A 24488-nucleotide genomic window follows, 5' to 3' on the forward strand; every position below is an offset into this window, starting at 1 on the left:
CACAAGAACCGTCCCCCTGTGTACTTTATTTTTCTATGCTTTGTACTTTTTCTTTTCCTTAATTTTAAAGGCTGCTTTACCAACTCTATCTCTTAGGTAGAATAATCTAGCTCTTCTAACTTTACCACGACTTATAACTTCAATTTTTTCTACTTTAGGAGAGTGCACTGGGAAAGTTCTTTCTACACCTACACCATAAGAAATTCTTCTTACTGTAAATGTTTCTGCAATACCTCCGCCTTGTCTTTTAATTACAATTCCTTCAAATATCTGAACTCTTTCTCTATTACCTTCTTTAATACGTACGTGAACCTTTACTGTATCACCTGTATTAAACTCTACTATATCTTTTTTAAGCTGCTTATTTACTATAGAATTAATTAAATCCATTGCTGTACCTCCTCTCTTCCTAGACGTTCATATGACTATTTCATAGAGGACCGCCCGTAATACCTTTGTAATTATATCACACCCATTTTGCAATAGCAATAGGTAGTTATAAACTATTGGTTAATTGAATAATTGCTTTCTTGTCTTCTGGCGTTAAATCTGCCTTCTTAAGTAAATCTGGTCTATTTCTTAATGTTATTTCTAAGGATTTTTTACGTCTCCACTCATCTATTTTGCTATGATTACCCGACAACAATACATCTGGAACCTCCATTCCTCTAAAGCTTTGAGGTCTAGTATAATGGGGATACTCAAGTAAGCTTGAATAAAAGGACTCTTCTTGATAGGAATCTGTGTGAGAAAGAACCCCTGGTATTAATCTAGCAACAGAATCAATAACAACCATAGCTGGAATTTCTCCACCTGTTAATACATAATCACCTATTGATATTTCATGAGTTACGAGATTATCTATAACTCTTTGGTCTATTCCTTCGTAATGACCACATATAAAAATCAGAACATCTTCTTTAGATAGACTCTCTGCCATAGATTGATTAAAGGTTTTTCCTTTAGGAGACATGTATATGGTTTTGGGCTTGCTTTTGGCATCTATAGAATCCATTAGTACCCTGTGACTATCAAAAATTGGTTGTGGTGTCATAACCATACCTGCACCACCACCATAGGGGTAATCATCCACCTTTTTATGCTTATTGTCTGAATAATCCCTTATGTTAATGCACTCTATATCTATAATACCCTTTTCCCTAGCTCTCTGAAGGATACTGGCTCCCAGAGTATGCTTAAACATTTCAGGAAAAAGAGTTAATACTCTAATTATCATTAAATCATTCCTTCAATAGGTTTCACTATGATTTTTTTTGCCTCAATATCAATAACAGGCATAAACTCCTTTACTGCTGGAATCATAACTTCCTTTCCCTCATCATTTCTTATGACATATACTTCACTTGGTCCCGTCTGTATTATGTCCTTAACTTTGCCTAAATAGACTTCATCTACTGTATAAACATCAATACCTATGAGATCTATAATATAATAGGTATCTTCTGGTAGCTCTCTACGTTGAGATTCATCAATATATAGCGCTTTGCCTTTGAAACCTTCAACTAAATTTATATCTCCATAGTCCTGAAAGGTTACAATAACCATATTCTTAACATATTGTATCTTATTAATAGTAAGCTTTGTTGTTTTGTCTAAATAAACATATTCTAGCTCTTCGAAACGTTCTGGGTAGTCGGTTGTTGGAACTACCTTTAATCCACCTTTAATTCCATGGGTATTTACTATTTTTCCAACCCGTAAAAACTTCATATTGACACCTGCTTTATGAATGATTTTTAATTAGAAGACCCCCATCTGCATTTATAACCAAGAAGCCCGTTAACTACTTACTTTGTAGTTGCAATATTTCTCAGTCTAGTTCTGGGGGTTTAGCTTAATTTAGTAATTTTGATTAGATTATTTCTACAATTACTCTTTTATTATCCTTAGTAGCTGCAGCCTTAACTACAGTTCTAATGGCTTTTGCAATTCTTCCTTGTTTACCGATTACTTTACCCATATCCTCTGGGGCTACCTTCAACTCTACAATAATGGATTGATTCCCCTCTATTTCGTTGACAACAACTTCTTCAGGACAATCTACTAAAGCTTGTGCAATTACTTTAACTAATTCGCCCATTTGTGTAAAACCCCCTAACATTATTCTCCAATAATGCCGCTTTTCCTAAGCAGATATTTAACAGTATCAGTAGGTTGTGCGCCATCCTTTAGCCATTTCTCAGCCTTTTCATCATTTATTTTAATTTCCTTTGGCTCGGAAACTGGATTATAGTAGCCTATTTCTTCAATGAATCTACCATCTCTTGGTGCACGTGAATCAGCAACCACGATTCTGTAGAAGGGTCTTTTTTTAGCACCCATCCTTTTTAATCTTATCTTAACAGCCATTTATTTCACCTCCTTAAAATACATTTAAAATCTATTTCCAAAGGGAAGCTTAAATTTACCACCCTTTTTCATACCCTTTTCCATATCTGTAAACTGTTTCATCATTTTTCTTGTTTGTTCAAATTGCTTTATTAATCTATTCACCTGTTGAACAGACGTTCCACTACCAGCAGCAATTCTTTTTCTTCTGCTGCCATTTAAAATGCTGGGATTTTGTCTTTCTTTTTTTGTCATAGATTGTATAATTGCTTGTATATATACAAGCTCCTTCTCGTCTACCTCTAATCCCTTTAACTGTTTGCCAGCACCAGGAATCATTTCTAATAGCTGACTTATTGGACCCATATTTTTCATCTGTTGTAGTTGGTCTAAAAAATCTTCAAAGGTAAATGATTGTGATTTAATTTTATTCTCTAGTTCCTTTGCCTTTTTAGCATCAAAATTTTCCTGTGCCTTTTCAATTAAGCTTAGTACATCTCCCATTCCTAATATTCTTGAAGCCATTCTATCGGGATGGAAAACCTCTATATCATCTAGCTTTTCTCCTAAAGCAGCAAATTTTATAGGCTTATTTGTTACCGCTCTAACAGATAAAGCAGCTCCACCTCTAGTATCACCATCAAGCTTAGTTAAAATAACACCATCTATTCCAAGCTTTTCGTTAAAGTGTTCTGCCACATTAACAGCATCCTGCCCAGTCATGGAGTCTACAACCAATAGAATTTCATGGGGTTTAATACTTTCTTTTACACTTTGTAGTTCTCCCATTAATTCATCATCTATATGAAGTCGCCCTGCAGTATCTATTATCACTACATCATTACCATGATTAATAGCATGCTCTAGCCCTGCTTTAGCAATATTTACAGGATTTTGCTTGTCACCCATCGTGAATACTGGAACGTCAACCTGTCCACCAACCACCTGAAGCTGCTTAATTGCAGCAGGTCGGTAAATATCAGCCGCAATAAGTAGTGGCCTTTTAGCCTGCTTTTTAATAAGCTTAGCCAACTTTCCACATGTGGTGGTTTTACCTGCTCCTTGAAGTCCAACCAGCATAATAACAGTAGGGGGTTTAGATGAAAAGGCAATTTTACTTTGGGTTGACCCCATTAGTTCTGTTAGCTCTTCATTAACGATTTTAATAATCTGCTGCCCTGGTGTAAGGCTTTCTAAGACCTCTGCACCAATAGCCCTAGCCTTAACTTTATTAACAAAGTCCTTTACTACTTTAAAGTTAACATCTGCCTCAAGAAGGGCCATTTTGACCTCTCGCATTGCATCATTTACATCTTTTTCGTTGACTTTACCTTTACCCTTTAGCTTGTGAAAGGTATTTTGTAGTTTTTCAGCCAATCCCTCAAATATCATTACGAAACCTCCTTGAGATTAGTTATGTATATCTGTTAGTAGTATTTTTATAACTCTAATTTCTTCCTCCAGTTCTTCCTTTGGAGCGTTTTTTTTAATAAGTTTGTCTAATTGCTCAACCTGTATAAATGTCTTTTTTATGGTTTCTGCTCTACTGCTGTATAATTCTATCAGCTTAAGCCTTTCTTCGTATTCATACATGATTTTTTCGGTTCTTTTGATTGTATCATAGACAGCCTGTCTTGATATGCTAAATATTTCAGCTATCTCTCCTAATGAAAAATCTTGATTATAATAATAATCTATTATATCCCTCTGTCTTTCTGTCAAAAGGGGGCTATAAAAATCATATAGCATTGAAATTTTAATGGTCTTTTCAATCATTAAAACACTTCCTATAATCTTCATGTGTAAAGGCGCTTTACTTTACAGATGTATTGTATAATAAATCTCTCTCTCTGTCAAACACTTTTTAAATTTATTCTTCACCGAACAGAGCATTAACAAAGCTATTGGAATCAAATTCCTGTAAATCTGCAACTCCTTCTCCAACTCCAATAAGCTTTACAGGTATTTTTAGCTCTTGACTTATGCCTATTATAACACCACCCTTGGCAGTTCCATCTAGCTTTGTAAGTACTAGTCCTGAAATGTTTGTTGCTTCTTTAAATATTTTTGCCTGTTGAATAGCATTTTGACCTGTTGTTGCATCTAATACTAGCAATACATCTCTTGTGGCATTAGCATATTCTCTTTCTACAATCTTAGATATTTTCCCTAACTCATTCATAAGATTCTTTTTGTTATGAAGTCTACCGGCTGTATCACAAATCAATACGTCTACTTTTCTAGCTTTAGCCGCCTGTATAGCATCAAATATTACAGCTGCAGGGTCTGCCCCCTCCTGATGGCTTATTACTTCTACCCCTACTCTATCCCCCCAAATCTTTAGCTGCTCAACGGCAGCCGCCCTAAAGGTATCTGCTGCTGCCAAAAGAACCTTTTTATTTTGTCCCTTAAGCTTATGGGCAATCTTACCAATTGAGGTGGTTTTTCCAACACCGTTGACTCCAACTACTAAAATGATTGCGGGTGAAGGCTGGATATTTAGCTGTTGATCATCTTCAAACTCGCCTAAAATCTCCTTTAGCTTATCCTTTAAAATAACCTTAATCATTTCTGGCTCTTTTATTTTTTCTGCCTTAGCCTTATCCCTTATATGGTCAATTATTTCCATAGTTGTTTGAACACCTATATCAGCCGTTATTAAAACTTCTTCTAGCTCTTCTAATAATTCTTCATCAACTTTTTGGTATGACTTAATAAGGTCTTCAATTTTTACTGTTATACCTTGTGTAGTTTTTGATAATCCCTCTTTAAGTCGCTTAAATATATTAGCCTCATTTTCTTCGGTAGAAGCACTAGCTTCAGCTTGTTTATTATTTTCAACATCCTCTATTTTTTGATCCTTTTCTTCATTTTCGTTTTTAAATTTATCAAAAAGCTTTTTTAACATTGTATTTCCTCCTAGCTGGCAATTTCTTGGTTTTTATCTGATAGCTTAACTGAAACAAGGGTTGAAACCCCTTCTTCCTCCATTGTAACCCCATAAAGTGCATCTGTTATTTCCATAGTTCCCTTTCTATGGGTTACAACAATAAACTGAGTAGTTTCTGAAAGCTCCTTTAAAAAGCTTGAAAATCTTTGAACATTAGCATCATCTAAGGCTGCTTCTATTTCATCTAAAATACAAAAGGGACTAGGCTTTACTAATAATATGGCGAATAACAATGCTATGGCTGTAAGAGCCCTTTCTCCTCCCGATAGTAATGATAGGTTTTGAAGCTTTTTCCCTGGAGGCTGTGCAATTACATCAACACCTGAATTTAAAACATTTTTTTCATCCTCCATAACTAAATCTGCCCTTCCACCTCCAAATAATCTGGTGAATACACTATTAAAGTTTTCACGTATTACTTGGAACTGCTTTGTGAACTGTAGCTCCATATTGCTTTCTAGCTCTTGTATAACCTCCTTCAATGATTCCTGGGCTTGATATAGGTCGTCCTTTTGCTTTTTTAAGAAATCAAATCTATCTTTAACTCTTTTATACTCTTCAATAGACTCTAAGTTAATGTTGCCTAAAGCTTTTATTTCATTCTTTAGTTCATTTATTTCCTTAGCGGCTTTACCAATATCCTGTAGCTCTTCTTTAAGCTGTAGTCCAGTGCTATAGGTAAGCTCGTATTCCTCCCACAATTTATCATAATATGCCTGCTGTTGCATTTCTAGCTTTGTTCTTTTTACATCTAGCCTATGACTATTCTCTTGAATATCTGCTATTACCTTTTGATTATCCTCAAGTCTTCTCCTTAAATCCTCTTCCTCCTTCAATATAATAGTTTTTTCATTCTTCATTTCATTTAGCTTAATCTCAAGGCTGTTGCCACTTTCCCTTAGTTCCTCCAGATCCTTTTTAAGGCTGTTTATTTCTTCTTCAAGCTGTGTATACCTGATATTTATCTCTACAATTTCCTTATCCTTTAACTCTCTTAACTTCTCTGCCTTTCTTATTGAAGCTTGTAGGTGATCTATATCTTGAAGTAGATTCCTTTTATTACCTTCAACCTCAGCTTCCTTAACTCTATTTTGGGTTATTTCTATGTTTAAAGCCTCTAGTATGTTCCTTTTCCCTTGAAGGCTATTTTGTGTTTCATTAACTGCCAATCTTGTATTAGAAATTTCCTCTTCAAGCTTTAATATTTCTGCATCTACAGCCTGCTGCTTCCTATATGAGTCTTTATTGGCATTATTTATCTGCTGAACTTCACCTTCTATTTGTGTAATAGAACCTATATATTGTGCTTCTTCTTTTTTTGATTGTTGAATACAGCTTAGTAATGTTGCTTCCTTTATTTTATGCTCTTGTAAAATACTATTAAGCTTTGTTAGCTCTTCTGAATATTGACTCTTTTTTTTGTTCATTTCTATAAGCAATGACTTATGCTTTTTTATGTCTATCTGTAATTTTTTTATACCAATTACCAGCTCTTCAAGTTCTCTTTTTCTACCCAGTATACCTGAAGTGCTTTTAATATTGCTACCTCCTGTTAATGAGCCACCTATATTAATAACATCACCGTCTATTGTCACAATTCGTAGCCTGTACTGAAGCTTTTTAGCAATAATAACTCCAGTATCAATATTCGGTACAATCAATACCCTTGATAGAAGATTAGAAAAAACATTTTTATGCTTTTCTTCAAAGCTAATTATATCTATTGCTAATTTGACATCCTTGTGTTCATTAATAATTTTTAATTCTTCATTACTAATACTTCTACTTTGAACAGCACTTAATGGTAATATCGTAATTCTACCCAGGTTATTTTTCTTCATGTGAGCTATTAAATCCTTTGCCTTCTCTTCCGTTTCGCAGACAATATTCTGTATAGCAACTCCAAGTGCTGTCTCAATAGCTATTTCATAGCCCTTAGGAACCTTTAATAAATCTGCAACTACTCCGTAAACTCCACTCCCTAAGCTCGGTATTTTACTACAGGCATTTAATATATTTTTTACACTTTTATTAAAGCCCTCATGTTCCTTTTCCATTTCCTCAAGAACATTTTTTCTTGATTGCCTATGGTTCAAGTTCTTTACTAAGTCTTCTATTGTATTAGTATTTAATAATATTTGCTTTTCTAATTCACTGTTTTTATTATTTAATTCTATTATTTTAGCCTTAACAGTAGAAATTTCATTTGCAATAAAGTTAACTTCTTTTTCTAAATCTAAAACCTCTTTTCTTTTTTCCTTTAGTCTAAGGTTAGTATCCTCTAGCTCATTATTTATCTGCTGAAGTCGATCCTCCATTGTTTTTATTAAGGTTTTGATACTATTTAACTCACTTTTCTTGTCACTAATTTCATTTAATGCGTCAATTATGTAGGATTTTGCCTCTTCCATTTCCTTTTCCTTAGAGGTATTTTGACTTAACTGACTTTCATACTCACTGGTTTTAGCTTCTATGGTTTTTTGAAGGCTGTCTAGCTCTTTACATATTACTTCAAGCTCAACAAGCTTAACTTCTATCTGTTGATTAGCCTCTTTTTCCTCTTCCTGTAGCTTTAGTATTTCCAACTTAATTCTCTCTAAATTTGAATCGATATGGACTGTTTTTTCTTTGCTAAGCTCAATGGCTCCTTCCTTTTTCTTAATTTCGTTTTCTGTATTAAAATACATTTTCTGCATATTTGAGTAGTTTTCATCCCATTGTACATGTAGTCTACTATTATTATCTAGCTGCTTATTTAACTCACTGTTCTCTTTCTTTTGCTCCTCCATAGAATTTTTTAGCAATTCTATTTGTCTTGTTAGCTCATTTAATCCCACTTCTGTCTTATCAATTTCTCTAATTATCAAATTAACCTCAAGCTTTAACAGCTTTTCCTTTATTTCTTTAAATTTTAAGGCCTTTTCACTTTGATTTTTTAAGGGCTCCAATTGATTTTCTAGCTCGTGTAAAATATCAGCCACCCTTAAAAGATTGTCTCTAGTAGTATTTAGCTTTTTCTCTGCTTCATCTCTTCTTGATTTATACTTTATAATCCCTGCTGCTTCTTCAAATATTAGTCTTCTTTCTTCAGGCTTACTACTAAGAATCTCGTCAATTTTCCCTTGTCCTATTATGGAATAGCCCTCTTTTCCTATTCCAGTATCCATTAGTAATTCCCTAATATCCTTTAAGCGACAGGAGGCTTTATTTAAGTAGTATTCACTCTCACCTGAGCGATAAACCCTTCTTGTTATAGTTACTTCACCATAGTCTATTGGCATTAGCATTGAGGTATTATCTAAGGTTAAGGAAACCTCAGCCATACCTAATGGTTTTCTGGAGTTTGTACCTGCAAATATAACATCCTCCATTTTACTGCCCCTTAGTGATTTGGGACTTTGCTCTCCTAGTACCCATCTTATGGAATCTGATATATTGCTTTTACCACTTCCGTTAGGTCCTACCACTCCAATAATGCCATTTTCAAATTGCATTTCTATTTTATTTGCAAAAGATTTAAATCCTTGAATTTCCAATCTCTTTAGATACAAAAAATCACCCCAAGTTAATGTCAAGTTATTACTGATTAATTTTATCATAAAGACTTAAAAAGAAAAAGACCTACTAGAATACTTCAATCTCTAGTTGGTCTGGGTCCTTTTGATAAGTGGATTTAATCTTCATGCTTTTAAGATTATATTTATTTAAAAAGTAGTTTTTGTTTGATTGACAATAGCCTGAAACCCTTGAAGCTTCCCTTGTATTACAATGAACTACAATGCTTTTATTAAAAATCACCTTCTTATCTTTTAGAAGCCCCTCAATTTTTTCTTTATATATTTCTGTTTCCACCATCTCACGGAAGGCTGGATGATATGGACCTGCCACTACACCTTTACCATAGGTTATTTCCTCTGTAGTTTGAAGTCCCACCCTAATAACACTTATTCCTTCCCTTTGAAATTGTATTAGTACTTTTTTAGCAATGGTTATTGCTTCCTCTAAGGTATAGGGTATATAATTGCCAGTATTAAATAATTCCTCCAAAAAAGTATCTTTAATTACAAGTGTGGGGTAAACTCTTACAAAGTTAGGTTTCCAGTTGATAAAGTCTTTAACTGTATTATCAATTGCTGTAACGGAATCTCCTGCTAAACCCAGCATCATTTGAAGACCTAACTTGAAGCCTTCTTTTTTGATTGTAGCTACAGCTTTGGCAACATCAGACTTTGTATGCCCTCTTTTATTATACTTAAGTACTTCATCATCTGTTGTTTGTACCCCTAGTTCAATAATTGTTACACCATAGTCCTTTAGTATTTTAAGTATATTAGTATCAATATAATCTGGTCTAGTGGATATTCTTATATCATCAATAATACCATTCACTTTAGCCTTATATGCAGGCTGTAATAGTTCTTTTTGCTTGTTTATTGGTATACCAGTAAAGCTGCCACCATAAAAGGCAATCTCCTTCTTGGTGGTCTTTGGGTATAGGTTTAAATATTCGTTAATTTGTATTTCTATATCCTTACCATTCATTTCCTTAATGTTACCTGCAATTCTTTTTTGATTGCAAAAGCTACAATCATGGGGACATCCTCTATGGGGAATAAATATTGGAATTATATATTTTTTTTTAGACATCTTTATAGCTTTCCTTTAAAATAGCTTCCTTTGCTGCATTTTGCTCAGCCTCTTTTTTGCTTTTTCCCTGCCCCGCTCCTAAAATTGTATTAGAAAAAATGATTTCAATATTAAAGGTTTTGTCATGGTCTGGTCCGCTTTCTTTAACCACTCTATAGGCTATTTTTTCTGTTGACTTGCTTTGTATTAATTCTTGTAAATGGGTTTTATAATCGATTATGAGCTTTCCTTCTACAGCCAGCTCTATTAAATCTATCATATTATTAAGGATAAATTTACTGGCTTCTTGAAAACCACCATCTAAATAGATGCCTCCAATTACAGCTTCAAAAGCATCTGCTAAAATAGAATCACGATATCTTCCCCCTGTATTGTCTTCACCCTTACCCAACAAAAGATGTTCTCCTAGCTCAATCATTTTAGCTTTGCTTGCCAAGGAGGGTTCACAAACAACATTTGCTCTAACCTTTGTCAGCTCCCCCTCTGGAAGATGCTTATACTGATGAAATATATAATCACTGACTACAAGGCTTAAAACAGAATCACCTAAAAACTCTAGTCTTTCATTATAGCTTACTATACGATGTTTAATCTCATTGGCGTAGGAGCTATGGGTTAAGGCCACATCTATTAGCTTAATATTATTGAAATTATAGTTAATTATTTTTTGAAACTGCTTTAGTTGTTTACTTCTTGTTACATTCATTGAATTCCACTCCATTCCTATCAACTTACTATAAGCTGCATATACCTTTTAAAAAAATAATTATAGAGGTTTAATTACCCTATAATTATTTGGTTAAATTAAGTTTTATCTATATTTTTTAATAATAATCGTTGCATTATGTCCACCAAATCCAAGGGAATTAGATAGAGCATAATTCACTTCTCTTTTTTTAGCTTTATTTGCTGTATAATCAAGATCGCATTCTGGATCAGGATTTTCTAGGTTTATTGTTGGTGGTATAACATCCTCTTTTATTGCTAATACACAGGCAATAGCTTCAATTCCTCCTGCTGCTCCAAGTAAATGGCCTGTCATAGATTTTGTTGAACTTATACTTATGTCTTTTGCATGTTCCTTAAAAACAGATTTAATAGCCATAGTTTCAAATTTATCATTATAGGGGGTACTGGTACCATGGGCATTAATATAATCAATAGATTGATATGGAATATCTGCATCTGATAATGCTAGCTCCATTGAACGGGCAGCCCCTTCTCCCTCTGGTGATGGAGCAGTTATATGATAAGCATCTGCACTCATTCCATAGCCCACTACTTCTGCATAGATTTTAGCTCCTCTTTTTAGAGCATGGTCTAGCTCCTCTAACATTAATATACCTGAGCCCTCCCCCATAACAAAGCCATCTCTGTTTAAGTCAAAGGGTCTACTGGCTTTTTTAGGAGCTTCATTATGGGTAGACATAGCCTTCATTGAACAGAAGCCAGCAATGGATAGCGGTGTAATTGAAGCCTCCATTCCTCCTGTTATCATAACATCTGCAGAGCCACCTTTAATAACCCTGTAGGCTTCTCCTATTGCATTAGTTGATGATGCACAGGCAGTTACTATTGTAGTATTAGGTCCCTTAGCCCCCAAGCACATCGAAACATGACCAGCACCTATATTTGAAATCATCATTGGAATGAAAAATGGACTTATACGCTTAACACCCTTCTCCATTAACCTTTGATGTTGATTTTCTAGGGTTTCTATCCCTCCTATTCCAGAGCCAAGTATAACACCAAATTTTTCTGCTACAATGTCTTCAATTTTTAAGCCAGCATCCTTCATGGCCATAAGTGATGCAGCCACAGCAAATTGAGTAAAACGATCCATCTTTCTTGCTTCCTTCTTATCAATATGTTCCTCTGGATTGAAGCCCTTTACCTCTGCAGCAATTCTTGTAGGATAATCACTGGTGTCAAACTTAGTTATATAGTCTATTCCTGATACTCCAGACAATAAGGAATTCCAATACTCTTCAACTGTATTGCCAATTGGTGTTATAGATCCAATCCCTGTAATTACAACTCTTCTATTCATATTACTGCCTCCCTTAGCTAATAAGTCCCGCTTTAACGGGACTTAACCTATTCCTAAAAGTTTTCTTTATCTCAGCGGCGTTACTAACACTCCCGCTTCTTAAGCGGCAGATAAGTGCCGCCAAGCTAGAAAGTAAGCGGAACTAGAGTTCAGGTGGAGTTAAAACTCCATCTGAACTAAGTTTTCTTTATTTTTTTGCTTCAACGTATTTCACAATATCTCCAATATTTTTAAACTTCTCTGCTTCATCATCTGGTATTTCAACCCCAAATTCATCTTCAATCGCCATAATTATTTCTACTGCATCTAAAGAGTCTGCCTCTAAGTCCTTAATTAATGAGGTATTCATAGTTACCTCGCTCATATCATCAATTCCCAACTGTTCTCCAATAATCTCAACAATTTTTTCAAATACCATTTTTATTTCCTCCTCAAATTTTGATTAATTTTTATATTTTAATTTAAAGCTACATAGCCATACCACCATCTACATGAATTATTTGACCGGTTATGTAATTGGCATTTTCACTACTTAAAAAAACAACTAAATTTGCAATATCATCAGGCTTTCCATATCTTTTTAAAGGAATATTATTTAATAGGTCTTCTTTTATGCTATCGGGTAAAACCGAAGTCATATCTGTGTCTATAAAGCCTGGTGCAATTCCATTAACATTAATATTCTTTACAGCTAATTCCCTTGCCAGGGATTTAGTTAATCCTATAACCCCTGCCTTAGATGCACAATAATTTGCTTGACCAGCATTACCCATAACTCCAACAACAGATGACATATTTATTATTTTTCCATACTTCTGCTTCATCATTCTCCTTATCACAGCTTTAGTGCAAAAGAATATTCCGTTAAGATTAACATCCATAACCTGTTGCCATTCTTCATCCTTCATCCTCATAAAAAGATTATCTCTAGTTATTCCAGCGTTATTAACTAATATATCTATGCCCTCAAAATTTTCTTCAATTTTTTTCATCATTTCCTTAACATCATTTGGATCAGCTACATTTGCCTTTACTGCTAGGGCTTTAACACCTTCTTTTTCAAGCTCTTTAACTACCTCATCAGCAGCCTCTCCATTACTGGTGTAATTAATAACTACATTTGCACCAGCCTTTGCCAAAGCTTTAGAAATTGCCTTACCAATTCCTCTTGAGCCACCAGTTACTAAAGCAGTTTTTCCCTTTAACATACTAACACCTCTCTGTTATAAGCTATTTATTAATGCTTTAAAGCTGTTTACATCTTCAATATTTTTAATACTTATTTGGGCATTTAGGCTTTTAGCTATTTTCTTGATAAAACCACTTAAGGATTTACCTGGACCTATTTCTATAAAGGTATCTATTCCTTCATTTATAATATATTCAACTGAATCCTGCCATAAAACCGATTGACTTACCTGCTTTACTAAGCTAGGGACTACAGCTTCTTTATCCTTCAGTAGTTTTGCATCTACATTAGTGACTACTCCAACTTGAGGGGTATTAAAGGAATACTTCAAAAGCTCCTTCTCAAGTCTTTCTCCTGCAGGCTTTAAAAGGCTACAGTGAAAGGGTGCACTTACAGGAAGTATTACAGCCTTTTTAGCTCCATATTCAACAGCCTTCTTTACTGCGTTTTTTACTGCCTCTACTTCGCCAGAAATCACGATTTGTCCTGGGCTATTATAATTTGCAGTTTCTACTACACCATAATGCCGACACTCTTCAATAGATTTTTGCAGTTTTTCTTTGTCTAGCCCTAATATAGCTGCCATGGTTCCAATTCCTTGAGGTACAGCTTCTTGCATATACTTACCACGTTTTTTAACTATTCTAACTGCATCCTTAAAATCAATCACCTTTGATTTAACTAAGGAAGCATATTCACCTAAGCTCAAACCAGCTGTTATATCAGATTTAATCCCTTCATTTTCTAAAACTCTTAAAAGGGCAATGGTGGTTGTTAATATGGCAGGTTGGGTATTCTCAGTTTTTACTAGCTCTTCATTAGGCCCTTCAAAGCAAAGCTTGTTCATGTTATAGCCTAGATAGTCACTTGCTTCTTGGTATACCTCTTTAGCTACAGAAAAATTTTCTGTTATTTCTTTACCCATTCCAACATATTGAGCACCTTGTCCTGGAAAAACAAAAGCAGTTTTACTCATCTTTACTCCTCCTTGCTATATTGCCTTAATAGCTTAAGCTGCTTATTGGCATCATGAATTATTCCTTCAATTATTTCTTTGCAGGGCTTTATATCATTGATCATTGCAGAAATTTGACCAGCCATAACTGACCCTTCCTCTACATCTCCTTCTACAGCCGCAACCTTAAGCTTTCCAGTGCCAAAAGCTTCCAATTCTTCAATAGAGGCACCTTCCTTTTCAAGTCTAGTGAACTCTTTGGTTAACTTATTTTTAAGTACCCTTACTGGATGTCCTGTAGCTCTTGCGGTAACCACTGCATCTCTATCCTTAGCCTTTAAAAGCATTTCTTTATACTTGTCATGGGCCCTACACTCGACAGAGCATATAAATCGTGTGCCAATTTGAACACCTTCAGCACCAAGTGATAGGGCTGCTAATAGGCCTCTACCATCGGCTATTCCTCCAGCGGCAATTACAGGAATACCCACTGCTGAAGTTATTTGTGGAACAAGTACCATAGTAGTTAATTCTCCTACATGACCTCCTGCTTCCGTACCCTCCACAATTATTGCATCTGCACCTAGTTTTTCCATACGCTTTGCCAAAGCCACCGAAGGTATTACAGGAATTACCTTTGTTCCAATTTCCTTAAATTTTTTTATATATTTACCCGGGTTTCCAGCACCTGTTGTAATTACAGATATTCTTTCTCTATATATTACTTCTATTACATCCTCAACATAGGGTGATAATAGCATTACATTTACCCCAAAGGGTTTACTTGTCATTTTCTTTGCCCTTTTTATTTCCTCCTCAACAACCTCAGCAGGTGCATTTCCTGCAGCAATTATTCCTAAGCCTCCAGCCTCTGAAACTGCTGCTGCTAGCTCCGCAGTTGCAACCCAAGCCATGCCACCTTGAATAATTGGATATTCTATATTTAATAAATCACAAAGTCTTGTGTGGAACATCTTATTCCTCCTTATAGTCCTACTGTGACCACCTAATTACATTAGAAGCCCATGTTAAGCCTCCACCAAAGGCTACTAAAACTATTACATCATCCTTTTTAATTCTTCCATCCTTAAGGGCTTCATCAAGGGCAACTGGTACAGACGCTGCTGACATATTTCCATACTTATGAAGATTTACCACCACTTGTTCCATAGGAAGCTTTAATCTTTTAGCTGCTGCTTCAATTATTCTAATATTAGCTTGGTGAGGAATCATGTAATCTATTTCATCTATTGATATATTACTCTTCTTAAGTACTTCTAATGCGGCTCTTCCCATAACCCTTACTGCAAACTTAAAAACTTCACTACCATCCATTTGAACATAATGTAATTTCTTTTGTAGGGTTTCTATGGATGCTGGAAGTCGAGAACCTCCTGCAGGCTGAGTTAAGGACATTCCTCCCGAACCATCTGCTCCAAGGTATGATGAAAGAATTCCATATCCTTCTTCTACCCTTTCAATAATTGCTGCCCCTGCACCATCTCCAAATAAAACACAGGTATTTCTATCTTCCCAATTTAATATTTTAGATAAGGTTTCTGCTCCAATAATCAATGCATTTTTATATATACCATTTTTAATAAATTGCTCTCCTATTGTTAAGCCATATAAAAACCCTGAGCATGCAGCTTCAATATCAAAGGCAGCTGCTGACATTGCCCCAATATTTTTTTGTACAATACAGGCTGTAGAGGGAAAGCTCATATCAGGTGTTACAGTAGCAACAATAATTAGGTCTAAATCTTCAGCTTTAATATTAGCATCCTTCAATGCCTTTAATGCAGCTTCAGTTGCAAGATTTGAAGTGGCAGTTTTTTCATCTGATACTCGCCTACAGGATATTCCTGTTCTTGCTCTAATCCATTCATCTGTAGTATCAACCATTTTTTCTATATCAAAATTCGTTACTACTTTTTCTGGTAAAGCACTGCCAGTTCCAGTAATTCCAACTGAGTAGGTGTTATTCAAGAATATCAGCTCCTAGTTTTTTTATTTCATATGTAATGTCTTCCACTATATTATTTTCTATTACAGTTTTTGCTTGACCTATAGCATTTTTAATTGCTTTTTCATCAGAGCTGCCATGGGCTTTAATTAAAGCTCCTTTGACCCCTAGGAAGGGTGCTCCGCCATACTCTGTATAGTCAAATCGCTTCTTAAAACCTTTTAATCCTGATTTTAAAATCAGTGCACCAATTTTTCTAACGGGGTTTTTTGTTAGCTCCTCCTTTAGAATTTTAAATATTGATGCAGCCACACCCTCTGTAAGCTTTAATATTACATTTCCAGTAAAGCCATCGCAAACAATTACGTCGGTGTATCCAGTAGGTATGTCTCTTGCTTCAACATTTCCATGAAAGTTAAATGGTGCATTTTTACAAGCCTTATATGCCTTTTGTGTAATATCATTTCCTTTACCTTCTTCTATTCCTATATTAACAAGGCACACCTTAGGCTTTTTAATCCCTAAAACCTTTTCTGCATATATACTACCCATTATTCCAAATTCAACAAAGTTTCTGGGTTTACAGTCGGAGTTAGCACCACCATCTATAAGAACAGAAATGCCTTTATGTGTTGGAAATACAGGCGCCAATGCAGGTCTATCAATGCCTTTAATTCTTCCTAATATAAGTAGTCCTCCTGCCAATAATGCTCCTGTATTACCGGCAGATATAATTGCATCAGCCTTTCCCTCTTTAACAAGATTTAAGGCAACCACCATTGATGAGTTTTTCTTTTTACGTATTGCCGCTACAGGCTTATCTTCATTCTCAATAACCTCTTCACAGTGAATTATTTCTATTTTTTCTTTTGGATATTCATATTGATTAAGTATTTCTATTATTTTGCTATGATTTCCCGTTAATATTAATTCAATGTCATATTGATTTACTGCATCAACAGCTGCTTTTACAGTCACCTTTGAACCATGATCGCCGCCCATAGCATCTAAAGCTATTTTCATAGTTATACCTCCCTACTATGTATTGCTATAAGTATGAATTTACCTCTAAAAACTTGATTTTGATTTACATGAATCTTTACATGTACAAAATGCTTGTTTCCCCTTACTCTAACTACTTCTGCCTTAGCCACCATTTTATCCCCTGCTTGAACCGGGCTTAAATACTTAATATTAGAAACTCCTGTTAAAGCTACTTCTGCATCTATTACTGACATAGCCAATGATTCTGCCTGAGAAAAAATATGATGTCCCCTTACTATGTTGGTTTTACTAAATGCCATATCTGGTGTTGTTTCAAGTATTGAAATGCCCCTTTCTCCAAGACTTAAATCAATTAGCTCACCTATGATCTCTGTACCTACAATACTTCTAACCTTTTGATAGTTTTTCTCTGCTACCTTTTTTACCCTTTCCCTTAGTTCAGGTATACCAAGTTCTAGGCGATCTAGTCGTATAGTCTGTATGCTAACGAAAAATTTATCTGCTAAATCTTCATCTGTTACAAAGGGGTCATTATCTAACAAATCTAAAAGCTTTTGCTGGCGATTAGCTTTACTAAGCCTACCTGTAGTTTTCAAAATTCTTCACCTCAATTAGTACTTGTAATTAGTACCTGATACTAATATAAAGTATATATTATAAAAAAGTAAAAATCAATAGAATTAAATTAGTTTTTTTAGCATTAACTAATATTATGTTATGAATGCAAAAACAATTAGTAATGAATAACCTTAAAAGAAATTGAAAATGGAAAATGGAAAACTACAAAAGCAAGTAATAAGGAATAGGTAATAAGGAATAAGTGATAAGGAATAAGTAATAAGGAATAGGGAAAAATTGAAAAACCATAAAAAGAAAGTTAAAAGTGAAAAATTAATAATTAAGAGTGAAGAGTTAAAGACATAAAGTATAGAAAATGAAAACTAAAAGAAATAATTAGACGCAAAAAACTCGGCCATCAAAACGTATATAATAAAGACTAAAATACGTAAGGTTACCGAGTTCTCTCATCATTGTTGTAGTATAAATTAATTAACTTCTACAACCTCTCTATTCTTATAGTAGCCACAGTCTCCACAAACTCTATGGGGTAATTTGGGCTCATGGCATTGTGGACATTTCACATATCCAACTGCTACATACTTAGAATTTGAAGCTCTTCTCATATTTCTTTTTGATTTACTAGTTTTACGCTTTGGTACTGCCATATTTAAACACCTCCCTTTAATTCTTTAAAGTAATTCCTTTAATTTAGCAAGTCGAGGATCAATAGTCATCTCTTCTTCCTTATTTGAGCTGCATCTACATTCCTCTAAATTTAAATCTTTACCACATTTTGAGCATATTCCTTTGCAGGTTTTGCTACATAAGGTTTTAATCGGTATATTGGTAAATATATTATCCTTTATTACTTCTACTAAATCAATTGTATTATTATGATAAAGTATTATGTCTCCTATGTCTATATCCTCTTCCTCATTGTATAGCTCTTCACTAATAAGCTCCCCATTAACTTTAGTGTTAAACTGATAAGTAAAGGGTTTAATACATCTGCTGCATTTAACCTCCATTACTGTATCAACATCACAGGTAAGAAAAACCTTATCATTCATAATATAAAGTTTACCTTTTACTGAAAAAGGATTAGGTAGTAGTATTTCATCACCATAATAATTAATGGTGTCAAGATTGAGCAAGAAATCTAAGTCTAGTTGACTAGTTCTCTCTCGTTTAAGAGCATCTAAATCAATGATCACAATCTTCACCTCTAAACCATCGCTAAATTTGATTATACAAACCAACCAAAGGTTTGTCAAGTATTTTGTCTTGATAGTTAAAACATTTTATTCAAATAAATGATATAGATTTATATATATTGAAAAAGGTAGGAGAACCTACCTTTATCTATATAAGAGCCTTAGTCTCTCTAGCTATCATTAATTCTTCATTTGTTGGTACTAACAATACCTTTGTAGTTGAATCATCTGTTGTAACGATAGTCTCTTTTCCACGAACATTGTTCTTGTCACTATCTATTTTTATACCTAAGAACTCAAGGCCTTCACATACTGCTTGACGTGTTTCTACAGAGTTTTCACCTAAACCAGCAGTAAATATAACAGCATCTAAGCCACCCATTTCAGCAGCATAGGCACCTATGTACTTTTTAACTCGTTTGTAATAAACCTCTAAAGCCATGTTTGCTCTTTCATTTCCTTCTGATACTGCTGCTTCAATATCTCTAAAGTCGCTGCTCACACCTGAGATTCCTAAAACACCAGACTTCTTATTCATTAGATTATTTAGATCACCTGATGTAAGATTTTCCTTCTCCATAAGGTAGGTGGTTATAGCAGGGTCAATGTCACCACATCTTGTCCCCATTGCTAATCCTTCAAGTGGAGTAAAGCCCATGCTGGTATCAACTGATTTTCCTTTATTAATGGCTGCAATACTTGCTCCGTTACCAAGGTGGCAGGTGATGAGCTTTAAGTCTTCAAGAGATTTTCCAAGCATATCAGCTGCTCTCATTGCAACATATTTATGGGATGTTCCGTGGAAACCGTATCTTCTAATTTTGTATTTTTCATATAGCTCATATGGAAGTGCATATAAAAATGATGATTTAGGCATTGTCTGATGGAATGCAGTATCAAATACACCAACCATAGGTACATTAGGAAGTATTTCTTCACAAGCATTTATACCCATTAAATTAGGCGGGTTATGTAATGGTGCTAGCTCTGAGCATTCCTCTAGTGTAGCCTTTACCTCGTCATTAATGATAACTGATTCGGCAAATTTCTCGCCCCCATGAACAACCCTATGTCCAACGGCGGATATCTCATCCATAGAGCTGATTGCTCCATGAACTTTATTGACTAAACAGTCTAATACAATTTTAATTGCAGCCTTGTGATTATCCATCGCTTCGTCAATGATAACCTTTTCTTTTCCAGTAGCTTCATGCTTTACAAAGCTACCAGCTATACCTATTCTTTCGGCAACACCTTTAGCTAATACTGCTTCTGTTTCCATATTTATAAGCTGGTACTTTAATGAAGAACTACCACAGTTTAAAACCAATACTTTCATTTCAAAGACCTCCTAAGTAAAATTGTTGTTTTGACAAAATTTTTATGTTTATATCTCTAACATATCAATCATAATAAATTTTCTTACATATTTCAACCCTTTATACCTTATTTATAAAATTTTATAAACGTGTTTATTTTATTTTCTTTTGCTATAATTATTTCTATTGTATAAAATAGTATATATAAATAATAGTTTTATTATTCAGGAGGCTTTTTATGAGGATTTTAGGCTTAATTACCGAATACAACCCTTTTCATAATGGACACCTTTATCATCTGAAGGAATCTATTAAAAAAACAAAGGCTACCCATACTATTGCTGTTATGAGTGGACACTTTCTTCAAAGGGGTGAACCTGCTTTAATTCATAAATGGGCTAGAGGACAAATGGCTGTAGAGTCAGGGGTTGATTTAGTTATAGAGCTACCTACTGTTTATGCCTGCAATACTGCAGAGCTTTTTGCCTATGGGGCAGTCAAGCTATTAAATCAGCTTCGGATAGTTGATACAATCTGTTTTGGCAGCGAAAAAGGTAATATTAAACCATTAGAAAAAATTGCAGATATATTAGTTTGTTCTCCCCCATCCTTTGAAAAAAATTTAAAGCAGCAATTGGACCTGGGGAAATCATTTCCTGCAGCCCGTGGTGAAGCTCTAGCCATATATTTAAAGGAAATTGAAGATCCTATAATAAGTGCAATAGACTACAAGGAGCTTGTTAAAACCCCTAATAATATCTTATCAATTGAATACATTAAAGCTCTAAAGGAGTTAAATAGTTCAATAGTCCCTGAAACAATTATTAGAAAAACAGCTCCCTATCATTCAAAGGATATAACTGCAAATATTGCTAGTGCAACTGCTATACGACAATATATTAATATTAACGAAAATATATCTGAAATACGCCATACATTACCACCAGCTTCATATAGAGTATTAGATGAGGGTTTTAGCCAAGAAATAGGTCCTGTTTTTAGTGATAGCTTTCAACAAAGTATTTTCACTTTAATAAGACAAAAAGGTGCAAAATCCATAAGAGAAATTTTTGATGTGTCTGAGGGATTAGAAAACAAAATATATCAGTGTGGATTAGCTACAAAATCTCTAAAGGAGTTCTATTACTGTGTGAAAAGTAAGCGCTATCCCTATACAAGACTACAGCGCATCATAATGCATTTACTACTAGATATACAAAGGAAGGATATTAATAGCTTCAACTTAGCTGGTGGTCCCCAATACATAAGGGTTTTAGCCTTTAATGATAAGGGAAGAGAATTATTGAAGCTTTGTAAGGAAAAAAGTCCTCTACCAGTTATTAATAAGTTAACACATTTTAAAGGAAGTGAAATTGCAAAAAGAATGTTAGAAATAGATATTAGAGCCACAAACATATATACACTAGGAATAAAAAACAAAGCTATGTCAACACAGCAATTAGATTTTACCTATAGTCCAATATATGTTAGTAAGTGAACAAATGTTGAATGGAAAAATCAAACCTTAAAACCTTTGAAACATAATTTAAAATTGAAAATTGAAAACTATAAAAGCAAGTAATAAGGAATAGGTAATAAGGAATAAGTAAGTAAAGAATCAAAACCATAAAACAAGATCAGAAATGAAAAGTTAAGAGTTAAGAGTTAAGAGTTAAGAGTTAAAAACATAAAAGAAATTGAAAATTGAAAATTGAAAATTGAAAATTAAATGAAAAAGGCAAATGAAAAACTAAAAGACATAATTAAAAATTAATAATTAAGAGTGAAGAGTTAAGAGTTAAGAGTTAAAAACCTTAAAATCTTTAAAGCAATATTCAAAATTGAAAATTGACAATTGAATGTTAAATGCAAAAGACTAATTTTAAAAAATTATTAATGAGAAGAAGATGAGAAAAAAATGAATAATCCTAATGTTAAGTGGAGTATATTATCACCTTACATTAGGATTATATTTATTTATAGCTTTCAATTAAAATTAATTATAAAAACAAAAAAGTCGACTATTTAACTAATATTTTTATCATCAGTTAATATTGCTACTCTGCAAAAACCTTCTGCGCAGCAGCAACTCCTGTTCCTATCTCAACTGGGAAGCCATACTCTCTTAAGGATAGCTCAATTCCTGAAAGTCCTGTAATAATGTCTTCTCTTCCTATATATCCCATGTGTCCGATTCTGAAGGTTGTGTCTATCAAATCCCCCAGACCTCCCGCAGTAGATACCCAATATTTATTTCGAAGTGCCTTTCTCCAAGCAGTGCTATCAATGGTTTCTGGAAATTTGACTGCAGTAACAGAAGGAGAAGCATAGGCTTCATCCACCAATAGCTCCAATCCGATTGCCTCTAGCCCAGCTCTTAAAGCTTTGGTTATCAATCGATGTCTTTCTAGTACATTTTCATAGCCTTCTTCCAATACCATATTCAGTGCCTCTTTCAATCCATACATAGCTGTCATTGCAGGTGTATAAGGAGTTAAACTCTTCTCTTCATTGAACTTCTTAAATCGTCTTATATCCCAATAATATTTAGGATATCGGGATTTTTCAACCGCTTCCCATGCTTTAGGGCTTATGCTTACCATAGCGATACCCGGTGCCGACATCAAGCCTTTTTGTGAAGCTGAAACCACCACATCCAGACCCCATTCATCGGTTCGGATATCCACGCAGCCCAGTGAGCTTACAGCATCCACCAAAGACAACGCACCATGCTCTCTAGTTAATTGACTTATTGCCTCTAAATCATTAACAACTCCAGTGGAGGTTTCGTTATGGGTAATTAAAACCGCTTTAATATCTTTTTCTTCATCCTTTTGAAGAATTTTTCTTACACAATCAATATCCACTGGCTTGCCTGATGGAAAACGCTCCACCACTACATTCAAGCCCATTGCTACTGCTATGTCTGCAAATCGGTCACCAAAGTTTCCGCAGCTTAAAGCTAAAACCTTATCACCTGGAGATAGAGTATTCACCAGCGCCAACTCCATTCCTCCAGTTCCTGAAGCAACAAAAAACAATACATCCCTCTCTGTTTTAAACACTTTTTTTAAGTCACGAATAAGTTCCTTAGACAGCTGTTTAATATCTTCGCCTCTCCGTTCAACCATCTGTTTGGACATAGCATTACGAATACGCTCTGGTGTATAAACAGGGCCGGGTAAAAGCATGCATCTTTTTTCTTTCATTCCTGTTCACTCCTTATTTTTTGTATCTTTGAATGATCTCCTCAGTAACATCGGCAATATAATCAATGTCTTCATCCTTTATCTGATAATGAATGATCATTCGATAGCTTTTGTCCCCGATTTTTTTCACCTTAATTCCTTGTTTAAGAAATTCTTCTTGAATGGTTTTTCCGTCTATTGATAAAAACCCTAAATTCAAGGACACGATGTTTGTCTGCACTTCAGTAATCTCTAAAATACCTTCATGAATTTTTACCAGCCTATGGGCTAAGGTCTTAGCTCTTTTGTGATCCTCATCTAATCGAGACACCATATTTTCAAGAGCCACGACTCCTGCTGCTGCCATTATTCCAGCTTGTCTCATTCCACCTCCTAGTCTTTGTTTCATTTTTCTTGCTTTACTAATGAACTCTTTATCTCCTAAGAGCAGTGATCCGAAGGGTGCAGCAAGTCCCTTAGTCAAGCATACTTGAAGAGCATCCACATGCTTTGTAAATTCTTTTACATCTTTTCCCTCAGCAACCGCTGCATTCAGAATTCTTGCTCCATCCAAATATACAGGAATTTTATGTTTTGCACCTATCATCTTAATCTCTTTCATATTTTCAGTAGTTACAATTAAGCCTCTATTAAGGTTATATGTGTTTTCCAAACAAATCAGACCAGTATCAGTGGATTGGATTCCTTTACCTAAAATGGCATTTTCAATGACTTCAGCATCATAGTGTCCATCAACAACCTCAATGCTTCTAGCTTGGACCCCACAGATGGCTGCCAATGCACCAACCTCAAGATTGAGAATATGGGATTGACTACCAACAATAACTTCATCCCCTAGCTTTGAATACACCATTACAGCAATCTGATTTGCCATTGTTCCAGAAGTGACAAAAACAGCTGCTTCTTTCCCGAAAATTTCACACGCTAGCTTTTCAAGACGTTTAACCGTCGGATCTTCACCCATAATATCGTCGCCTACAATTGCTTCTGCCATGGCTTTTCTCATTTCATCAGTGGGTTGTGTAACTGTATCACTTCGTATATCAAGTATCCTATTCATTTAAATCCCTCCTT

The 24488-nt window shown here is 34.7% G+C and carries 25 protein-coding genes; 1 reads left to right on the top strand and 24 read right to left on the bottom strand.

Translation table 11 applies throughout. The features are described from left to right. Positions 1-33: 33 nt before the first annotated feature. The 22 genes from rplS to F8154_RS07130 all read right to left on the bottom strand — a co-directional run bounded on the left by rplS (position 34) and on the right by F8154_RS07130 (position 20225). Positions 34-390 carry a 50S ribosomal protein L19 gene (gene rplS / locus F8154_RS07025; protein WP_151860905.1) on the bottom strand — a complete coding sequence of 119 codons (357 nt, stop codon included), beginning with the start codon at positions 388-390 and terminating at the stop codon, positions 34-36. A gap of 106 nt (positions 391-496) precedes the next feature. Beyond that, complete coding sequence (gene trmD, locus F8154_RS07030; RefSeq protein WP_151860906.1) at positions 497-1237, bottom strand: tRNA (guanosine(37)-N1)-methyltransferase TrmD; 741 nt, start codon at positions 1235-1237, stop codon at positions 497-499. Further along, the gene (gene rimM, locus F8154_RS07035) at positions 1237-1731 is read right to left on the bottom strand and encodes a ribosome maturation factor RimM (protein ID WP_151860907.1); all 495 of its coding nucleotides are present in this window, start codon (positions 1729-1731) and stop codon (positions 1237-1239) included. The genes trmD and rimM overlap by 1 nt, the downstream gene beginning before the upstream one ends. 142 nt (positions 1732-1873) lie before the next feature. Further along, on the bottom strand, positions 1874-2101 hold the full coding sequence (locus F8154_RS07040; RefSeq protein WP_151860908.1) for a KH domain-containing protein: 228 nt from the start codon (positions 2099-2101) through the stop codon (positions 1874-1876). A 20-nt stretch (positions 2102-2121) separates the two neighbouring features. Next, the gene (gene rpsP / locus F8154_RS07045; RefSeq protein WP_151860909.1) at positions 2122-2370 is read right to left on the bottom strand and encodes a 30S ribosomal protein S16; all 249 of its coding nucleotides are present in this window, start codon (positions 2368-2370) and stop codon (positions 2122-2124) included. Between the two features lie 24 nt (positions 2371-2394). Further along, positions 2395-3741, bottom strand: a complete 1347-nt coding sequence (gene ffh / locus F8154_RS07050; RefSeq protein WP_151860910.1) for a signal recognition particle protein — start codon at positions 3739-3741, stop codon at positions 2395-2397. 18 nt (positions 3742-3759) lie between these two features. Then, the gene (gene ylxM / locus F8154_RS07055; RefSeq protein ID WP_243141198.1) at positions 3760-4149 is read right to left on the bottom strand and encodes a YlxM family DNA-binding protein; all 390 of its coding nucleotides are present in this window, start codon (positions 4147-4149) and stop codon (positions 3760-3762) included. A 70-nt stretch (positions 4150-4219) separates the two neighbouring features. After that, entirely contained in the window at positions 4220-5257 is a 1038-nt protein-coding gene (gene ftsY, locus F8154_RS07060) for a signal recognition particle-docking protein FtsY (protein ID WP_151860912.1), read from the bottom strand. Between the two features lie 11 nt (positions 5258-5268). Next, on the bottom strand, positions 5269-8835 hold the full coding sequence (gene smc, locus F8154_RS07065; protein ID WP_243141199.1) for a chromosome segregation protein SMC: 3567 nt from the start codon (positions 8833-8835) through the stop codon (positions 5269-5271). Positions 8836-8923: 88 nt separating this feature from the next. Beyond that, positions 8924-9946 (bottom strand): elongator complex protein 3, encoded by a 1023-nt coding sequence (locus F8154_RS07070; protein WP_151860914.1) that lies wholly within the window; start codon positions 9944-9946, stop codon positions 8924-8926. After that, the gene (gene rnc / locus F8154_RS07075) at positions 9939-10652 is read right to left on the bottom strand and encodes a ribonuclease III (RefSeq protein WP_151860915.1); all 714 of its coding nucleotides are present in this window, start codon (positions 10650-10652) and stop codon (positions 9939-9941) included. Before rnc ends, F8154_RS07070 begins: the two co-directional genes overlap by 8 nt. Positions 10653-10757: 105 nt before the next feature. Then, on the bottom strand, positions 10758-11996 hold the full coding sequence (gene fabF, locus F8154_RS07080; RefSeq protein ID WP_151860916.1) for a beta-ketoacyl-ACP synthase II: 1239 nt from the start codon (positions 11994-11996) through the stop codon (positions 10758-10760). 187 nt (positions 11997-12183) lie between these two features. Then, positions 12184-12414, bottom strand: a complete 231-nt coding sequence (acpP, locus tag F8154_RS07085; protein ID WP_151860917.1) for an acyl carrier protein — start codon at positions 12412-12414, stop codon at positions 12184-12186. Positions 12415-12463: 49 nt separating this feature from the next. After that, positions 12464-13204, bottom strand: a complete 741-nt coding sequence (gene fabG, locus F8154_RS07090) for a 3-oxoacyl-[acyl-carrier-protein] reductase (protein ID WP_151860918.1) — start codon at positions 13202-13204, stop codon at positions 12464-12466. Between the two features lie 15 nt (positions 13205-13219). Then, positions 13220-14161, bottom strand: coding sequence for an ACP S-malonyltransferase (fabD, locus tag F8154_RS07095; RefSeq protein WP_151860919.1), 942 nt, complete (start codon positions 14159-14161; stop codon positions 13220-13222). Positions 14162-14163: 2 nt separating this feature from the next. Beyond that, positions 14164-15114 (bottom strand): enoyl-[acyl-carrier-protein] reductase FabK, encoded by a 951-nt coding sequence (gene fabK / locus F8154_RS07100; RefSeq protein ID WP_151860920.1) that lies wholly within the window; start codon positions 15112-15114, stop codon positions 14164-14166. A gap of 19 nt (positions 15115-15133) precedes the next feature. After that, on the bottom strand, positions 15134-16129 hold the full coding sequence (locus F8154_RS07105; protein ID WP_151860921.1) for a beta-ketoacyl-ACP synthase III: 996 nt from the start codon (positions 16127-16129) through the stop codon (positions 15134-15136). Continuing rightward, a complete protein-coding gene (gene plsX / locus F8154_RS07110) occupies positions 16122-17129 on the bottom strand; it encodes a phosphate acyltransferase PlsX (protein WP_151860922.1) in 1008 nt (335 codons plus the stop codon). Before plsX ends, F8154_RS07105 begins: the two co-directional genes overlap by 8 nt. 2 nt (positions 17130-17131) lie before the next feature. Then, positions 17132-17707 carry a transcription factor FapR gene (gene fapR / locus F8154_RS07115; protein ID WP_151860923.1) on the bottom strand — a complete coding sequence of 192 codons (576 nt, stop codon included), beginning with the start codon at positions 17705-17707 and terminating at the stop codon, positions 17132-17134. A gap of 450 nt (positions 17708-18157) precedes the next feature. After that, on the bottom strand, positions 18158-18337 hold the full coding sequence (gene rpmF, locus F8154_RS07120; RefSeq protein WP_151860924.1) for a 50S ribosomal protein L32: 180 nt from the start codon (positions 18335-18337) through the stop codon (positions 18158-18160). Between the two features lie 24 nt (positions 18338-18361). Then, entirely contained in the window at positions 18362-18895 is a 534-nt protein-coding gene (locus tag F8154_RS07125; protein ID WP_151860925.1) for a YceD family protein, read from the bottom strand. A gap of 139 nt (positions 18896-19034) precedes the next feature. Continuing rightward, positions 19035-20225 carry an acetate/propionate family kinase gene (locus F8154_RS07130; protein WP_151860926.1) on the bottom strand — a complete coding sequence of 397 codons (1191 nt, stop codon included), beginning with the start codon at positions 20223-20225 and terminating at the stop codon, positions 19035-19037. Positions 20226-20443: 218 nt separating this feature from the next. Between F8154_RS07130 and F8154_RS07135 the strand changes: the two genes are divergently transcribed. Beyond that, entirely contained in the window at positions 20444-21703 is a 1260-nt protein-coding gene (locus tag F8154_RS07135; RefSeq protein WP_151860927.1) for a nucleotidyltransferase, read from the top strand. 559 nt (positions 21704-22262) lie between these two features. Here the strand turns inward: F8154_RS07135 and F8154_RS07140 are convergent. Together F8154_RS07140 and F8154_RS07145 are read right to left on the bottom strand one after the other, a co-directional pair. Then, positions 22263-23414 (bottom strand): pyridoxal-phosphate-dependent aminotransferase family protein, encoded by a 1152-nt coding sequence (locus F8154_RS07140; RefSeq protein ID WP_151860928.1) that lies wholly within the window; start codon positions 23412-23414, stop codon positions 22263-22265. Between the two features lie 13 nt (positions 23415-23427). Continuing rightward, on the bottom strand, positions 23428-24474 hold the full coding sequence (locus tag F8154_RS07145) for a threonine aldolase family protein (RefSeq protein WP_151860929.1): 1047 nt from the start codon (positions 24472-24474) through the stop codon (positions 23428-23430). Between the last annotated feature and the right edge of the window lie 14 nt (positions 24475-24488).

Origin of the sequence: Alkaliphilus pronyensis (assembly GCF_009017275.1) — a bacterium.
Classification (GTDB): Bacteria; Bacillota; Clostridia; order Peptostreptococcales; family Natronincolaceae; genus Alkaliphilus_C; species Alkaliphilus_C pronyensis.

Bases quoted from the DNA above. Each gene is read 5' to 3' on its own strand.
- rplS (WP_151860905.1), bottom strand. From the start codon at position 390: ATGGATTTAATTAATTCTATAGTAAATAAGCAGCTTAAAAAAGATATA.
- trmD (WP_151860906.1), bottom strand. From the start codon at position 1,237: ATGATAATTAGAGTATTAACTCTTTTTCCTGAAATGTTTAAGCATACT.
- rimM (WP_151860907.1), bottom strand. From the start codon at position 1,731: ATGAAGTTTTTACGGGTTGGAAAAATAGTAAATACCCATGGAATTAAA.
- F8154_RS07040 (WP_151860908.1), bottom strand. From the start codon at position 2,101: ATGGGCGAATTAGTTAAAGTAATTGCACAAGCTTTAGTAGATTGTCCT.
- rpsP (WP_151860909.1), bottom strand. From the start codon at position 2,370: ATGGCTGTTAAGATAAGATTAAAAAGGATGGGTGCTAAAAAAAGACCC.
- ffh (WP_151860910.1), bottom strand. From the start codon at position 3,741: ATGATATTTGAGGGATTGGCTGAAAAACTACAAAATACCTTTCACAAG.
- ylxM (WP_243141198.1), bottom strand. From the start codon at position 4,149: ATGAAGATTATAGGAAGTGTTTTAATGATTGAAAAGACCATTAAAATT.
- ftsY (WP_151860912.1), bottom strand. From the start codon at position 5,257: ATGTTAAAAAAGCTTTTTGATAAATTTAAAAACGAAAATGAAGAAAAG.
- F8154_RS07070 (WP_151860914.1), bottom strand. From the start codon at position 9,946: ATGTCTAAAAAAAAATATATAATTCCAATATTTATTCCCCATAGAGGA.
- rnc (WP_151860915.1), bottom strand. From the start codon at position 10,652: ATGAATGTAACAAGAAGTAAACAACTAAAGCAGTTTCAAAAAATAATT.
- fabF (WP_151860916.1), bottom strand. From the start codon at position 11,996: ATGAATAGAAGAGTTGTAATTACAGGGATTGGATCTATAACACCAATT.
- acpP (WP_151860917.1), bottom strand. From the start codon at position 12,414: ATGGTATTTGAAAAAATTGTTGAGATTATTGGAGAACAGTTGGGAATT.
- fabG (WP_151860918.1), bottom strand. From the start codon at position 13,204: ATGTTAAAGGGAAAAACTGCTTTAGTAACTGGTGGCTCAAGAGGAATT.
- fabD (WP_151860919.1), bottom strand. From the start codon at position 14,161: ATGAGTAAAACTGCTTTTGTTTTTCCAGGACAAGGTGCTCAATATGTT.
- fabK (WP_151860920.1), bottom strand. From the start codon at position 15,114: ATGTTCCACACAAGACTTTGTGATTTATTAAATATAGAATATCCAATT.
- plsX (WP_151860922.1), bottom strand. From the start codon at position 17,129: ATGAAAATAGCTTTAGATGCTATGGGCGGCGATCATGGTTCAAAGGTG.
- rpmF (WP_151860924.1), bottom strand. From the start codon at position 18,337: ATGGCAGTACCAAAGCGTAAAACTAGTAAATCAAAAAGAAATATGAGA.
- F8154_RS07130 (WP_151860926.1), bottom strand. From the start codon at position 20,225: ATGAAAGTATTGGTTTTAAACTGTGGTAGTTCTTCATTAAAGTACCAG.
- F8154_RS07135 (WP_151860927.1), top strand. From the start codon at position 20,444: ATGAGGATTTTAGGCTTAATTACCGAATACAACCCTTTTCATAATGGA.
- F8154_RS07140 (WP_151860928.1), bottom strand. From the start codon at position 23,414: ATGAAAGAAAAAAGATGCATGCTTTTACCCGGCCCTGTTTATACACCA.
- F8154_RS07145 (WP_151860929.1), bottom strand. From the start codon at position 24,474: ATGAATAGGATACTTGATATACGAAGTGATACAGTTACACAACCCACT.